Here is a 13,060-nt window from a genome sequence, read left to right as displayed (position 1 = left end):
CCATGGCCCTGAGACTGTTCCGCTACCGCAAGCCGCATCGCAGCCCGCCCGGCTCGGCCCCGGGGACGATGACCATCGACCCCGATGCCGGCAAACCCAGGCTGCACGCCATGCTCATCGGCCCCGACGGGGTCGAGGAAACCGACAGCCCCGAGATCGCACCCCCGCCCGAGGGCCGGGTTCTCTGGCTGAACGTCACCGGGTTGGGCGACCTGACCACGCTGCAATCCCTCGCGCGGGTGTTCAGCCTGCATCCGCTGGCGATGGAGGACGTCGTCAGCCGGAACCAGCGACCCAAGGCCGAGGATTACGAAAACCACCAGTTCCTGGTGCTCAGGATGCCGGACCCTACGGCGGACGACCTGTCCACCGAACAGGTGTCGGTGTTCCTGGCCGGACGCGCCGTCATCACCTTTGAGAACCGCCCGGGCGACGTGTTCGACCCGGTGCGCGCCCGGCTGCGCAACCCGCAAAGCCCGATCCGGGGGCGCGGGGCCGATTACCTGACCTATGCGCTGATCGACGCGGCCATCGATTCCTTCTTTCCGGTCGTGGACCGGATGGGCGAGCGGCTGGAATCGCTGGAAGACGCGATCATCGCCGAAACCGGCGCGGTCACGATCGGCACGATCCACGCGACAAAGCACGACCTGATGGCGCTGCGCAGCACGATCTGGCCGATGCGCGACATGCTGTCGGCCATCCTGCGCGAGGAACACCCACGGTTTTGCGAATCGACGCGCATCTATCTGCGCGATGCCCAGGACCATACGTTCCAATTGATCGACATGATCGAAACCTATCGTGAGATCGCGAGCGGGCTGGTGGACATCTTCCTGTCGGCGCAGTCGAACCGCATGAACGAAGTCATGCAGGTGCTCACGCTGATCGCGACGATCTTTATCCCGCTGACCTTCATCGTCGGCGTCTACGGGATGAATTTCGTCGATATGCCCGAACTGCATTGGCGCTGGGGCTACCCGGCGGTGCTGATGCTGATGGCGGTCATCGCGCTGGCGCTGACCGCGTGGTTCCGGCGCAAGGGCTGGCTGGGCAGACGGCGGCGCTGAGGCTCAGCCGTTGCGGTCGCCCTCGCCCAGCGCCGGCGCCGGCAGGTCGGAGGCGCAGCGTTCCCCGTCGATCACAAAGGGCGAGCGCACGCCAGGATGCGGCCCCAGGTCCAGCGCCATGCCGCGCGCCTGCACCTGCGGGTCGGCGAAAACCTCGTCCAGGGTGTTGATCGGCCCGGCGGGCACGCCCTGATCCTCGCACCCGCGCAGCAGGTCGGCCTTTGTCCAGCGCCGGGTCGCCGCACTCAGCGCGTCGGACAGCGCCGCGCGATTCGCCACGCGGTCGGCATTGGTCCGATAGGCCGGATCGTCGATCAGCCCGGGCAGGCCCAGCAGGTGACACAGGCGCTGATACTGGCCGTCGTTGCCGGTGGCGATGATGATATGCCCGTCCGCGCATTCGAACACCTGGTAGGGGCCCAGATTGGGGTGCCAGTTCCCGGTGCGCCCGGGCGGCGTGCCGGTGGACAGGTAGTTCATCGCCTGGTTCGCCATCACCGAAACCGCGCAATCCAGCAGCGCCAGGTCCAGATGCGCGCCCGTGCCGGTGCGCGCGCGTTCGACCACGGCGGCCAGGATCGCGGTGGCGGCATAGACGCCGGTGAACAGGTCGGTGACGGCGACGCCGACGCGATGCGGCTCGCCCTCGGCCGGGCCGGTGATGGACATCAGGCCCGACATGCCCTGGATGATGTAATCATAGCCCGCGCGATGCGCGTAGGGTCCGTCCTGACCGAACCCGGTGATCGAGCAATAGATCAGCCCGGGGAAATCCTGCTTGAGGGTCGGATAGTCCAGCCCATATTTCGCCAGGCCACCCAGCTTGAAATTCTCGATCAGGATGTCGGCGTCGGCAAGCAGGGCGCGAACCTTGGCCTGGCCTTCGGGCGTGCGGAAATCGGCCACGACCGACCGCTTGCCGCGATTGGCCGCGTGGAAATACGCGGCGACGGGCGTGCCGTCCCGGTCGATGAAGGGCGGGCCCCAGCGGCGGGTGTCGTCCCCTTCGGGTGCCTCGACCTTGATGACCTCGGCGCCCAGATCCGCCAGGGTCTGGCCGGCCCAGGGACCGGCCAGGATGCGGGCCAGCTCGACGACGCGCAGGCCGGCCAGCGGCTTCGAACTCATGAGCGTCCCAGCAGCGGATCGAGGATCGCCTGGAATTCCTCGAAGCTCATGTTGGAATGCAATTCGCCGTTGATGACGAAGGACGGCGTGCCCGGGATGTTATATTCGCGCTGGTTGTTCTGATAGACCTGCATCAGCGCCATTGCCATCTCACGGTCGGTCAGACAGGTGTTCAACTGGTCGTCGGTCATGCCGGCCCGCCTCCCGATGCGGCGCAGGTTGTCGGCCACCGCGGTCTGGTCGTCGCCATGCGTCCATTCGCGCTGTTCCGCATAGAGCATGTCGACGATACCGAAATAGCGCATCTCGCCGCCGCAGCGCGCGACCATCGCCGCCCACAGGCCGTAGGCGTCGAAATACACCTCGCGGTAGACGAAGCGAATCAGGCCGGTGTCGATATAGGCTTCCTTGAGCTGGCGATAGACCGTCTGGTTGAAATGCGCGCAATGCGGGCAGGTGAACGAGGCGAACTCGATCACCGTGACCGCGGCGTCGGGGTTGCCTTCCTCCATCTCCTGCACGCGCGAGATGTCCACCGGATCGGTGCCCCCGGTGCTTTGCGCAAAGGCCGCGCTCGGGGCCAGCGCGGACATGCCGGGCAGCGCGCGGCCGGTCAGGCTGGTATAGCCGCCATAGGCGCCCACGGCTGCCAGCGCGGCGCCGCCCGAAAGCAGAAGGGTGCGTCGTTTCATCGGTCTTCCTTTCCTTCGGCGCGACCCGTCAGGGGGTCGCGCTGTGTCTGACGTGACAGGATGCCCAGCGCCAGGCGGTCCAGCGCCGCGCGCAACGCGCTGTCGCCGACGCCCGCGGTCAGCCCCGCGACGACCTCTTGCGCGCGGTGCAGCGCCTGGGGGCTGGGGCGGGCGACATTCGGTCCTTCGAACGGGCGCTGAGGTTCGGCGAACCCCTGCGCGGCGGTCTGCGTCACGCGAATTCGGGAAATCGCGGCGTAACCATAGATCGCGTTCACCTTTTCGCGCAGACGTTCGAGCTGCATCTGCACCAGGGGCGCGGCCGCCCCCGAGGCCAGCAGGGTCAGCGTCGCCCCCAGCCCTTGCTGCGCATAGCTCACCTTGACCGGGCGGCATAGAGGCGCCAGATCGGGGCCGGCAACCTCGGGCCAATGGGTCAGCAGGCGGGTGACGGCGAAACCGCGCGTTTCGCCCGCCTTGCGAATCGGCTCACGCAGCAGACCGCCGGCAGGCTCGAAGCCACGCATCCGCCGGTCGCTTTTCTTGCGCGGCGGCTGGGAATGGTCGGCGGTTGCGGTCATGGTGGCTGCGGATCGGGCTTTTCCAAGGGTCCGGGGTATTCTAAGCCATTCCCCGGCCTTGGCCAGAGGGACCGATGGGGGGCGCGTCAAGAATGTGTGACGAAACCGAAGCTTCCGCCGCGCTGCTGCGCTGGTATGACGGCGCCGCCCGGGTCCTGCCCTGGCGCGTCGGTCCGGCCGAACGCGCGGCCGGCCAGCGCCCCGACCCCTATCGCGTCTGGCTGAGCGAGGTGATGCTGCAACAGACCACGGTGGCGGCGGTCAAAGGGTATTTCCACCGCTTCACCACGCGCTGGCCCGACGTGCAGGCGCTGGCCGGCGCGCAGGATGCCCATGTGATGGCCGAATGGGCCGGGCTGGGCTATTACGCCCGCGCCCGCAACCTGCTGGCCTGCGCGCGTCAGGTGGCGGCGATGGGCGCCTTTCCCGATACCGCCACGGCCCTGCGCGCCCTGCCCGGGATCGGCGCCTATACCGCGGCGGCGGTCGCCGCGATCGCTTTTGACCGGGCCGAAACCGTCGTCGATGGCAATGTCGAGCGCGTCACCGCCCGCCTGTTCGCCGAGGAAACGCCGCTGCCCGGGGCAAAGCCCCGCCTCGCCCGGCTGGCCGCGCGCCTGACACCACGGGACCGGCCCGGCGACTTTGCCCAGGCGATGATGGATCTGGGCGCCACGGTTTGCACGCCCCGGCGCCCGGCGTGCGCGACCTGCCCGCTGGCCGGGTTCTGCGCCGCCCTGGCCCAGGGGATTGCCGCCGACCTGCCCCGCAAGACGCCAAAGAAACCCAAGCCGACGCGCCGCGGCATCGCCTATGTCGCGCTGCGCGCGGATGGCGCTCCGCTCGTCGAAACCCGGCCCCCGCGCGGGCTGCTGGGCGGTATGCCCGGCTTTCCCGGCACCGACTGGGTCGAGGACCCCGCCCCCGCGCCCCCCCTGTCCGCCGACTGGCGGCTGCTCGACGGCACGGTGCGCCACAGCTTCACGCATTTCCACCTGGACCTGACGGTGGCGCTGGCCCGCGTGCCGCTGGGCCACTTGCCCGAGAGGGGCGCGTTCCGGCCCGGTTTCGATCCCTCCAGCCTGCCGACCGTGATGCGCAAGGTCTGGGACCATGCGGCAATGGATGGGCTTTTCCGCGCGGACGGCGACGCTTAGACTGCGCCACCGGAGGTTCCCATGCCCGACGCCCGCCTTGTCCCCGCCCTGCCCTTCTGGCTGTCCCTGGGTATCGTGCCGGTGCTGGGATTTGGCGCCTGGATGGGAGGGCTGTGGCCGCTTCTGGCCGATGTCTATGTGTTCGGCGTCTTTTCCCTGCTGGACCGCGCCCTGGGGCTGAACCAGGCCAATCCCGACCCCGACACGCCCGTCTCGCGGCTGTTCTGGCACCGACTGGTCACGCTGGTCTGGGCGCCGGTCCAGTTGGCGATGATCTTCGGCCTGATGGCTTGGGTCACGCGCTCGGGCCACCTGAACGGGCACGAGCAGGCGCTGCTGTTCGGCTGCCTGGGTATCGCGACGGGCGGGGTGGGGATCGTCTACGCGCACGAACTCATGCACCAGAAAACCCCGCTGGAACGATGGCTTGGGGATATCCTGATGGCGTCGGTCCTCTACAGCCATTTCCGCAGCGAGCATCTGCGCGTCCATCACCTGTGGGTCGCCACCCCGCGCGATCCCGTGACCGCGCGCTACAACGAGGGCTTCTGGCGCTTCTTTGCCCGGGTGCTCGGGTCCTGCCCGCAAAGCGCCTTTCGGGCGGAACGCGCGCTGCTGGCCCGGGGCGGCAAACCCGTGTGGCACCACAGCAACCCGTTCTGGCGCTACGCGCTGTTGCAGGCGGGCTTCCTGGCGCTGGCCTGGGCCATCGCCGGCGGCTGGGGCGTTGCGCTGTTCGCATTGCAGGCGCTGATCGCGATCTGGCTGCTGGAGCTGACGAACTACGTCGAACACTACGGCCTCACGCGCGAGCACCTGGGCGACGGCCGCTACGAACCCGTCCGCCCGCACCACAGCTGGAACGCGGCGCATATGGCGTCGAACTGGCTGTTCATCAACCTGCAACGCCACTCGGACCACCACTACAAACCCGACCGCCGCTTTCCGCTGCTGCAAACCTATGGCACCGACAGCGCCCCTCAACTGCCGCTGGGCTATCAGGCCATGGTCATCGCGGCGGCGATCCCTCCCCTGTGGCGGCGGATCATGAACCCCAGGGTACGCGCCTGGCGGCGACAGTTCTACCCCGGGATCCAGGACTGGTCGGCCTACAAGACCGCCCGCAACCCGATGCCGCGAGGCGCCAGCTGACCGCACCCTTCTTTGTGCCGGAAATATCCTCGGGGGTATCCAAAGGGGGTGGAAAACCCCCTTTGGCGGGGGGTGCGGGGGGCTGGCCCCCCGCCGCGCCCGGGCGCGCCCGGGCGCCCGCCTCTCATTCGTCGCTTTCCAGTTCGGACCGCAATTCGCGCAGAACCGGCAGCGCGGCGCGGACCTTTTCGATGCCGACCTTGCGCGCCAGCCCCGCGATCACCGGCGCGATGGATTGCAGCGCCGCGTCGCGCGCCTGCCGGCCCGAGGGGCTGATCGACACGAACTTGCGCCGCGCGTCGTCCCAATCGGGGCGGATATGGACATGCCCGGCCATCTCCAGCTTGGACAAGGTGTTGGTCATGGCGCCGCGCGTGACGTGGAACGCCTTCGCCAGTTGCGCGGGCGTGCGCTCTTCCTGCTTGCGGGCCAGATGGTTCAGCACGCTGAAATGCGACAATTCCATGCCCCGGGGCAGCACCCGGCTCAGCCGGGCGCGGGCCAGTTGATCGGCCATGAACAGTTCGGCAAAGAGGGCAACCGCCAGGTCGTCGATCGGTTTCATGCGGCGGGTTCCGGCGGGGCATGGGGCCGGTCGTGCGTCAGCGACGGCACCCGCGCGCGGGCGCTGCGCACCGCCTCGAGGTCGAGATCGGCATAGACCACGCCCGGTTGCGTGCCCGCGTCCGCCAGCACCTCGCCCCAGGGCGCCACGGCCAGGCTGTGGCCGTGGGTCGCGCGGACGCGTCCGGTGGTCTGGGGATGGGTGCCGGTCTGTGCGGGCGCCAGGACGTAACAGCCGGTTTCGATCGCCCGGGCGCGCAGCAGCGTTTCCCAATGCGCGGCGCCGGTGACCGGGCTGAAGGCGGCGGGCACGGTCAGCACCTGCGCGCCGGCCTGCGCCAGGGCCCGGTAGAGATGGGGAAAGCGGATGTCGTAGCAGATCGTCATGCCCAGCGCGGCAAAGGGTGTCTGCGCCAGAACCGCCCGGTCACCCGGCCGGATGCCGGCGGATTCGCGGTAGGTTTCGGTTTCCGACACCTGCACGTCGAACAGGTGGATCTTGTCGTAGCGCGCAGCCACGGCGCCATCCGGGCCGATCAGCACCGACCGGTTGGCAAAGCGGTCGTCCGTGGCGTCACCGGTCTTGACGATGACCGAGCCCGCCAGCACCCAGACGCCGGCGCGCGCGGCCTCGTTGCGCAGCATGGAAAGCACCGGGTCGGCGGCTTCCTCGGTCAGGACACGGTGCTGGTGCTGGCGGTCGGCCGAGATGCCGTTCGTGCACTCAGGCGTCAGCACGAAGCCCGCGCCGCCCGCGATTGCCGCGCGCACCGCCGCGCGCACCGGGGCCACGTTCTCGACCGGAAGGTCGCCGACGGTCAGTTGCACCAGGCCCGCGCGCATCGGCTCACCCTTTCAGCAAAGGGTCGAGACCGCCGCGGCGGTCCAGCGCATAGAGATCGTCGCAGCCCCCCATGTGCTGCCCGTCGATGAAGATCTGCGGCACGGTGCGGCCACCGTTGGCGCGGTTGATCATCTCGGGCTTGCGCTCTGGGTGCTGCATCACGTCGATCTCGGTATAGGCGACGCCCTTGTCCTTCAGCAACCGCTTGGCCGCGTGGCAATAACCACAGAAGGGCGAGGTGTAGATTTCCACAAGTGGCATGGCGCGTCCTTTCGCATCTGCAACGGATGTAATGCGCGATCATGGCCTTGTGAACCGTTAACCGGCCCGCAGGCTCATTCGCCGCGCGTCACCCGGGCCAGGACCACCACGTCCACGTCGTCGGCGCCCGCCTGATAGCAGGCCTCGGTCGCGGCGGCGAGCGTCGCGCCCGAGGTCATCACGTCATCGACCAGCAGGATATGCCGCCCCTCGATCCGTGCCGCGCGGGGCGGATTGGCGACGATCGCGCCGCGCAGGTTCTGGAACCGGCCCTCGCGCGAGCGGCCGTCCTGGCTGTCGGTGGCGCGGTTGCGGCGCAACAGGTCCGGGCAATGCGGCCTTTGCAGCGCGCGGCCCAGCGCGGCGGCCAGCAGGGCGGATTGGTTGTAACGCCGCCGGAACAACCGCAAGCGATGCAGCGGGACCGGGGCGATCAGCGTATCGGCGCGAATCAGCGGGGCCACCGCGCGGGCCATCCACTGGCCGGCCGGGGCGGCGATCTCCAGCCGGTCGGCGTGTTTCAGGCCCAGGACCAGGGCCCGGGCCGTGGCCCCGTAGACCAGCGCGGCGCGGCCATGGCTCCAGGGGCGGGCGGTATGCTGGCAATCGTCGCAGCGCACGGGCGCATCCTCGATGCCGCCGGCCAGCGGCGCACCGCAGAGATCGCACGACAGCCCGGTGTTGAACGGCGTGTCGGCCCAGCACGACGGGCAGAGCGCGCCGTTCTCGGTCACGGGGGCGTCGCAGGCCAGGCACGCGGGTGGATACAGCAGGTTGACGCCCAGCGTCAGCACATGGCGCGCGCCCTTGACACCGCCGCCGAGCGCACCGAACACAGGTTCCATGAACACCACGCATCCCCCTGCCCTGACCGACCGCGCCGCGCTGGCCCTGCACCGCGCGCGCGCCCTGCGCGACCCCGCGCTGTTCCTGCACGAAGACGCCGCCGACGAGGTTCAGGAAAGACTCACCGAGGTTAACAGACAGTTTACGGCACCCGCCGTTGTGACCCCTTTTGCGCAGGTCTGGCAGGGGCGGCTGCCGGGCGCGCGGATCGTTGCCGACGCGCCGGTGCTGGACCTGGCCGAGGGCGCCCATGATCTGGTGGTGCACGCGCTGGCCTTGCACTGGGCCGACGATCCGCTGGGCCAGATCATCCAGGCCCGCCGGGCGCTGAAACCCGACGGGTTGTTCCTGGGGGTGCTGTTCGGCGGGCAGACCCTGCACGAATTGCGCGCCGTTCTGGCGCAGGCCGAAAGCGATGTGACGGGCGGTCTGTCGCCGCGCGTGGTGCCGATGGGCGAGATCCGCGACCTGGGCGCCCTGCTGCAACGCGCGGGGCTGGCCCTGCCGGTGGCGGACGGGTTCACCCGGCGGATCCTCTACCGCGATCTCATGCATCTGGTGCGCGATCTGCGCGCGATGGGCGAGACGAACGCGCTGGCCTCCCGGCACCGCATGCCGATGCCGCGCGCCATGCTGGGCCGCGCGGCGCAGCTTTATGCCGACAATTTCGCCGATGCGCAGGGCCGCATCGGCGCGACCGTGGAAACGCTGGTGCTGACCGGCTGGGCGCCCGCCGACACGCAGCCGCAACCCCTGCGGCCGGGATCCGCCGCCCATCGCCTGGCCGAGGCCCTGGGAACCACCGAAACGGGGCTTGAACCCGCGCCATTCGCCGCACCCGGTCCCTCACGGGATTGACGCCGCTGCCGGCTGCGCTAGCTGCATCCCACGCCACCCGAAAGGAAGCCGATGACGACCCTCGACCAGCCCGGGACCGGCCGCCTGGCCCATGCCCCCGCCGATCACGTCCCCGTTGCGCGCGCCAAGGTGGGCGTGCTGATCGCCAACCTGGGAACGCCCGACCATTACGACTATTGGTCGATGCGCCGGTATCTGAACGAATTCCTGTCCGACAAGCGGGTGATCGACATCGCCGCGTGGAAGTGGCAGCCGCTGTTGCAGGCGATCATCCTGACCAAACGGCCGTTCACCTCGGGCGCGAACTACAAATCCATCTGGAATCACGACAAGGGCGAAAGCCCGCTGATGACGATCACCAAGGCCCAGACCGCGGCGCTGGCAGAGCGGATGCAGGCGCGGTTCGGGGATGCGGTGCAGGTGGACTTCTGCATGCGATACGGCAACCCCTCGACCCGGTCGGTGGTGGACCGGATGGTGCGCGAGGGGTGCGAAAAGATCCTGTTCTTCCCGCTCTATCCGCAATACGCCGGGGCCACGACGGCCACCGCGAACGATCAGTTCTTTCGCGCGCTGATGGGGCAGAAATGGCAGCCCGCCGCGCGCACCGTGCCCGCCTATTTCGATGATTCGCGCTATATCGAGGCGCTGGCGCAATCGGTCGAGCGCGCCTATGCGGCGGCGGCGGAAAAGCCCGAGGTTCTGGTCGCGTCCTATCACGGGATGCCGCAGCGCTATCTGCGCGAGGGCGACCCCTATCATTGCCAATGCCAGAAGACGACGCGCCTGCTGCGCGAGCGGCTGGGCTGGGGGGCCGAGTCGATCCACACCAGCTTTCAGTCGGTGTTCGGCCGCGAGGAATGGCTGCGGCCCTATACGGTTCAGCATGTCGCCAGGCTGGCCGAATCGGGGGTGAAGCGAATCGCCGTGATCGCACCGGCCTTTGCCGCCGATTGCATCGAAACGCTCGAGGAAATCCAGGGCGAGATCCGCGAGGCGTTCGAGCACGCCGGCGGCGAATCGTTCACCTATGTGCCCTGCCTGAACGACGAATCGGCGCATATGGACGCGCTGGCTGCCATCGTGGCCGAGAATCTGCGCGGCTGGCTGGGCTAGGCCGCGCGATTCGCGGGGCCCGAAAAACCGAAAGGGGCCAGGCATGGCCTGACCCCTTTGGTTCGATCGCTGTGAAGCGGATCAGTTCGCCAGAGCGGCGACCAGAACCAGCAGCAGCAGCGGAACGATGACGCCGCCGACCGACGACGACGAGTGAGCCACAACCACTTCCGGCTCGACCATCGGTTCGACGTAGCCCGAAGCCAGAGCAGCGGTGCCGACGACGGCCATCAGACCAGCGAGAGCAAGTTTCTTCATGTCAACCTCCAGTATTCGCACACGCCTGTTGTTCTTTGAGGACAGGGATGTGCACCCAAGACGATACCTCGTAACGCCTTGAAAAGCAGTTTGCGGGCCGAAATGCAACGGGGCTCGTGGGGATTCCGTGCAGTTCGCCCCAATGTCGTCAAATTAGCAACACCTGCGTGCCTACTTGTGCGAAGCCGAAAAGCTCGGCGATGTGTTCGTTGTAGAGACCGATGCACCCGCTCGACGACCGCCGCCCGATCTTGCGCGTGTCGTGGGTGCCGTGGATGCGGTAATATTGCCAGCCCAGATACATCGCGTGCGTGCCCAGCGGATTGTCCGGACCGGGGCCGACGTATTCCGGCCATTCGGGATAGCGTTCCCGCATCGAAGGCGTGGGCCGCCATTCGGGGCCGACCACCTTGCGCACGATCTCGGTGCGGCCGCGGCGGGTCAGGTCGTCGGTCATCGGCACGGACGAAGGATACAGCCGATAGGTGTTTCCATCCTCGGACCAGAAATGCACGCAGCGGCTTTCGGTATCCGCCAGGATCGCACCCTTGCGCAGGTCGGGGAAATGGTCTTGCCATTCCAGCGTGCGGAAACTGGCGATGTTGCGCACGGTGGTTTCGCGGATGTCCTGCTCGACCTCGGTCGAATTGGCCAGCGCGGCGGTCTGGGCGGCGGTCGGGGCCGTCTGCGCCAGCAGGGCCGGCGCGCTCAACGCGGTGCCGCCCAGCGCCGCGCTGCCCGCCAGAAAACCGCGGCGGGAAAGCCGCCGGAAGGGATCGGATGTCATGGGACTGCCTCGGACGCTCGATGTTTTTTGGCTGTTATACGGCAAAATCGCCGCCGTCGCAACGCAAGCCGGGGCCATCACGCCGAGTTGCATTTGAAATCCGCGCCCCGATTCGCTACGAGGTAAAGGCTTGAAACCCACAGGAACCTCATGCCCAGCCCCGCTTATCCCGCGCTCGTTGCCGTTGCTGCCGTCGCCGCCTGCACCGCCCCCGGGACACCGATGCGGCTGGGACCGGACGGCCGCCCGGTGCCGGTGATCTACCGCATCACCGACCGCGACGTGCCGCAGATCCAGGCCCGGATGCGCGACGCCATCAACACCGTGCGCCAGCAGCGCGGCATGGGGCCGATCGAATACAACCTCGACCTGACCTCGGCCGCGGCGACACAGGCGCGGGACATGTCGGTGCAGGGCCGGCCCTGGCACTTCGGTTCGGACGGGTCCTCGCCCATCGACCGGGTGCGGCGCGTCGGCTACAGCGGTCATTTCCTGGGCGAGACGATCTCGGAAAGCTATGAGACCGAGCTGGAGACCCTGACCGCCTGGCTGTCGCAAGACGATACCCGGGCGATCATCCTGGACCCGCGCGCCACCGAACTGGGCTTTGCCTGGTATCAGGAACAGAACGGAAAGCTGTGGTGGTGCCTGACCACCGGGACGGCCAATAACGGCACCCGCACCGCCCAGCAGATCGAGGTTCAGGCCCCCCTGGCCGACACGCGGCCGAACCGCACCGACACGATGCCGCCGGGCCACAACTGAGCCGGCCGTGCGGTCGGTTCAGGGCGGCCGGTTCAGGGATAGATCACGATCGGCGTGCCGGTCTGCACCATCGAATAGATTTCCTCGATCTCGGAATCGGTGACGGCGATGCAGCCGACCGTCCAGTCGCCGCGCACGAACCGGTTCCCGCGCCCGCGCCCATGGATGAAGATGTCGCCGCCGGGGTCTTCGCCGGCGGCCTCGGCGCGCGCGCGGTCCTGTTCGTTCGGATACGAGATCCCCAGCGACAGGTGATACAGGCTTTGCGGGTTGCGCCGGTCGATGGTGTATTCGCCCTCGGGCGTGCGACCGTCGCCATAGCGTTGCTTGTGCCCGGCGGGCGCAAAGCCCAGCCCGATGTCGTAGCTGCGCAGCACCTCGGCGTCGTGCATCAATTCCATCCGGCGCTCGGTCTTGTAAACGCGGATCTGCGTCACCTCGGGGCCGTTGTAGTCCAGGAACCGCGGCGCGCGCGAACAGGCGGCCAGCGCCAGCAGCACGAAACTGCGCCGCGCGATCATGAAAGCCATGCCGTCACCCCCCTCAGAAAGGCCGCGTCGCCGGGGTTTCCCAGCAGATCGGCGGCGGTGTGCGGGTCCATCCAGAGGGCGCTGTGGCCAGCTTCGGTCGGCGGCCCAAGGGGGCGCACCGGATAGGCCAGATAGACGGTGCACAGCTTTTCCGCCCAAAGATCGTATTCGGGCATGTGCGTGAACCGACGAAAGACCCCCAGCCGACGCGGCCGGGCGATGCGCCAGCCGGTTTCCTCGCGCACCTCGCGGTGCAGCGCGCGCAGGGGCGATTCGCCCGGGTCGATGCCCCCGCCAGGAAGCTGAAATTCGGGCCAGGGTTGGTCCTGATGGGTCAGCAGCACCTCGCCGTCGCGCCAAAGCACGGCATAGGCCCCCGCGCGGCGGGTATAGCGGCGGCCGCTTTCGGGTGGGGCGCCATAACGCGGGGTCATTGCCTGTCCTCTGCCTG

Annotated in this window: 17 protein-coding genes; 6 read left to right on the top strand and 11 right to left on the bottom strand. The window is 68.4% G+C overall.

Annotation, left to right across the window (positions count from 1 at the left end; all coding sequences use genetic code 11):
* The first annotated feature begins 2 nt into the window (after positions 1 to 2).
* Positions 3 to 1,070 (top strand): magnesium/cobalt transporter CorA, encoded by a 1,068-nt coding sequence (gene corA / locus H6900_04045; GenBank protein ID MCC0072445.1) that lies wholly within the window; start codon positions 3 to 5, stop codon positions 1,068 to 1,070.
* Between the two features lie 3 nt (positions 1,071 to 1,073).
* Here the strand turns inward: corA and H6900_04040 are convergent, their stop codons facing one another.
* From H6900_04040 to H6900_04030, 3 genes are read right to left on the bottom strand one after another with little or no spacing between them, the layout of a single operon-like run.
* Positions 1,074 to 2,198, bottom strand: a complete 1,125-nt coding sequence (locus tag H6900_04040; protein ID MCC0072444.1) for a CoA transferase — start codon at positions 2,196 to 2,198, stop codon at positions 1,074 to 1,076.
* Positions 2,195 to 2,890, bottom strand: a complete 696-nt coding sequence (locus H6900_04035) for a thioredoxin domain-containing protein (GenBank protein ID MCC0072443.1) — start codon at positions 2,888 to 2,890, stop codon at positions 2,195 to 2,197. The genes H6900_04040 and H6900_04035 overlap by 4 nt, the downstream gene beginning before the upstream one ends.
* Positions 2,887 to 3,417, bottom strand: coding sequence for a DUF721 domain-containing protein (locus H6900_04030; protein ID MCC0072442.1), 531 nt, complete (start codon positions 3,415 to 3,417; stop codon positions 2,887 to 2,889). The genes H6900_04035 and H6900_04030 overlap by 4 nt, the downstream gene beginning before the upstream one ends.
* Positions 3,418 to 3,563: 146 nt before the next feature.
* On the opposite strand from H6900_04030, the gene H6900_04025 reads away from it, so the two are divergent.
* The gene (locus H6900_04025) at positions 3,564 to 4,628 is read left to right on the top strand and encodes an A/G-specific adenine glycosylase (protein MCC0072441.1); all 1,065 of its coding nucleotides are present in this window, start codon (positions 3,564 to 3,566) and stop codon (positions 4,626 to 4,628) included.
* Between the two features lie 21 nt (positions 4,629 to 4,649).
* Positions 4,650 to 5,780 (top strand): alkane 1-monooxygenase, encoded by a 1,131-nt coding sequence (locus tag H6900_04020; GenBank protein MCC0072440.1) that lies wholly within the window; start codon positions 4,650 to 4,652, stop codon positions 5,778 to 5,780.
* 124 nt (positions 5,781 to 5,904) lie between these two features.
* Here H6900_04020 and H6900_04015 read toward each other — a convergent pair whose 3' ends face one another.
* The 4 genes from H6900_04015 to H6900_04000 all read right to left on the bottom strand — a co-directional run bounded on the left by H6900_04015 (position 5,905) and on the right by H6900_04000 (position 8,294).
* Positions 5,905 to 6,345, bottom strand: a complete 441-nt coding sequence (locus tag H6900_04015; protein MCC0072439.1) for a MarR family transcriptional regulator — start codon at positions 6,343 to 6,345, stop codon at positions 5,905 to 5,907.
* Positions 6,342 to 7,187 (bottom strand): carbon-nitrogen hydrolase family protein, encoded by an 846-nt coding sequence (locus H6900_04010; protein MCC0072438.1) that lies wholly within the window; start codon positions 7,185 to 7,187, stop codon positions 6,342 to 6,344. The genes H6900_04015 and H6900_04010 overlap by 4 nt, the downstream gene beginning before the upstream one ends.
* Positions 7,188 to 7,191: 4 nt before the next feature.
* The gene (grxC, locus tag H6900_04005; protein ID MCC0072437.1) at positions 7,192 to 7,449 is read right to left on the bottom strand and encodes a glutaredoxin 3; all 258 of its coding nucleotides are present in this window, start codon (positions 7,447 to 7,449) and stop codon (positions 7,192 to 7,194) included.
* Positions 7,450 to 7,523: 74 nt separating this feature from the next.
* Positions 7,524 to 8,294, bottom strand: a complete 771-nt coding sequence (locus H6900_04000; protein MCC0072436.1) for a ComF family protein — start codon at positions 8,292 to 8,294, stop codon at positions 7,524 to 7,526.
* Between H6900_04000 and H6900_03995 the strand changes: the two genes are divergently transcribed.
* Entirely contained in the window at positions 8,293 to 9,153 is an 861-nt protein-coding gene (locus H6900_03995; GenBank protein MCC0072435.1) for a methyltransferase domain-containing protein, read from the top strand. The genes H6900_04000 and H6900_03995 overlap by 2 nt on opposite strands.
* A gap of 51 nt (positions 9,154 to 9,204) precedes the next feature.
* Positions 9,205 to 10,269, top strand: coding sequence for a ferrochelatase (locus H6900_03990; protein MCC0072434.1), 1,065 nt, complete (start codon positions 9,205 to 9,207; stop codon positions 10,267 to 10,269).
* A gap of 81 nt (positions 10,270 to 10,350) precedes the next feature.
* On the opposite strand, the gene H6900_03985 is transcribed toward H6900_03990, so the two are convergent.
* On the bottom strand, positions 10,351 to 10,527 hold the full coding sequence (locus tag H6900_03985; protein ID MCC0072433.1) for a hypothetical protein: 177 nt from the start codon (positions 10,525 to 10,527) through the stop codon (positions 10,351 to 10,353).
* Positions 10,528 to 10,675: 148 nt separating this feature from the next.
* Complete coding sequence (locus tag H6900_03980; GenBank protein ID MCC0072432.1) at positions 10,676 to 11,314, bottom strand: L,D-transpeptidase; 639 nt, start codon at positions 11,312 to 11,314, stop codon at positions 10,676 to 10,678.
* A gap of 150 nt (positions 11,315 to 11,464) precedes the next feature.
* Between H6900_03980 and H6900_03975 the strand changes: the two genes are divergently transcribed.
* Positions 11,465 to 12,079 (top strand): CAP domain-containing protein, encoded by a 615-nt coding sequence (locus tag H6900_03975; GenBank protein ID MCC0072431.1) that lies wholly within the window; start codon positions 11,465 to 11,467, stop codon positions 12,077 to 12,079.
* A 32-nt stretch (positions 12,080 to 12,111) separates the two neighbouring features.
* Here the strand turns inward: H6900_03975 and H6900_03970 are convergent, their stop codons facing one another.
* Together H6900_03970 and H6900_03965 are read right to left on the bottom strand one after the other, a co-directional pair.
* Positions 12,112 to 12,600 (bottom strand): L,D-transpeptidase family protein, encoded by a 489-nt coding sequence (locus H6900_03970; protein ID MCC0072430.1) that lies wholly within the window; start codon positions 12,598 to 12,600, stop codon positions 12,112 to 12,114.
* A complete protein-coding gene (locus tag H6900_03965; GenBank protein ID MCC0072429.1) occupies positions 12,597 to 13,043 on the bottom strand; it encodes an NUDIX hydrolase in 447 nt (148 codons plus the stop codon). Before H6900_03965 ends, H6900_03970 begins: the two co-directional genes overlap by 4 nt.
* Positions 13,044 to 13,060 lie beyond the last annotated feature (17 nt).

It is taken from the genome of Rhodobacter sp., assembly GCA_020637515.1.
Taxonomy (GTDB): domain Bacteria; phylum Pseudomonadota; class Alphaproteobacteria; order Rhodobacterales; family Rhodobacteraceae; genus Pararhodobacter.
This window is presented reverse-complemented; position numbering and strand designations above follow the sequence as displayed.

Bases quoted from the DNA above. Each gene is read 5' to 3' on its own strand.
- corA (MCC0072445.1), top strand. From the start codon at position 3: ATGGCCCTGAGACTGTTCCGCTACCGCAAGCCGCATCGCAGCCCGCCC.
- H6900_04040 (MCC0072444.1), bottom strand. From the start codon at position 2,198: ATGAGTTCGAAGCCGCTGGCCGGCCTGCGCGTCGTCGAGCTGGCCCGC.
- H6900_04035 (MCC0072443.1), bottom strand. From the start codon at position 2,890: ATGAAACGACGCACCCTTCTGCTTTCGGGCGGCGCCGCGCTGGCAGCC.
- H6900_04030 (MCC0072442.1), bottom strand. From the start codon at position 3,417: ATGCGTGGCTTCGAGCCTGCCGGCGGTCTGCTGCGTGAGCCGATTCGC.
- H6900_04025 (MCC0072441.1), top strand. From the start codon at position 3,564: ATGTGTGACGAAACCGAAGCTTCCGCCGCGCTGCTGCGCTGGTATGAC.
- H6900_04020 (MCC0072440.1), top strand. From the start codon at position 4,650: ATGCCCGACGCCCGCCTTGTCCCCGCCCTGCCCTTCTGGCTGTCCCTG.
- H6900_04015 (MCC0072439.1), bottom strand. From the start codon at position 6,345: ATGAAACCGATCGACGACCTGGCGGTTGCCCTCTTTGCCGAACTGTTC.
- H6900_04010 (MCC0072438.1), bottom strand. From the start codon at position 7,187: ATGCGCGCGGGCCTGGTGCAACTGACCGTCGGCGACCTTCCGGTCGAG.
- grxC (MCC0072437.1), bottom strand. From the start codon at position 7,449: ATGCCACTTGTGGAAATCTACACCTCGCCCTTCTGTGGTTATTGCCAC.
- H6900_03995 (MCC0072435.1), top strand. From the start codon at position 8,293: ATGAACACCACGCATCCCCCTGCCCTGACCGACCGCGCCGCGCTGGCC.
- H6900_04000 (MCC0072436.1), bottom strand. From the start codon at position 8,294: ATGGAACCTGTGTTCGGTGCGCTCGGCGGCGGTGTCAAGGGCGCGCGC.
- H6900_03990 (MCC0072434.1), top strand. From the start codon at position 9,205: ATGACGACCCTCGACCAGCCCGGGACCGGCCGCCTGGCCCATGCCCCC.
- H6900_03985 (MCC0072433.1), bottom strand. From the start codon at position 10,527: ATGAAGAAACTTGCTCTCGCTGGTCTGATGGCCGTCGTCGGCACCGCT.
- H6900_03980 (MCC0072432.1), bottom strand. From the start codon at position 11,314: ATGACATCCGATCCCTTCCGGCGGCTTTCCCGCCGCGGTTTTCTGGCG.
- H6900_03975 (MCC0072431.1), top strand. From the start codon at position 11,465: ATGCCCAGCCCCGCTTATCCCGCGCTCGTTGCCGTTGCTGCCGTCGCC.
- H6900_03970 (MCC0072430.1), bottom strand. From the start codon at position 12,600: ATGATCGCGCGGCGCAGTTTCGTGCTGCTGGCGCTGGCCGCCTGTTCG.
- H6900_03965 (MCC0072429.1), bottom strand. From the start codon at position 13,043: ATGACCCCGCGTTATGGCGCCCCACCCGAAAGCGGCCGCCGCTATACC.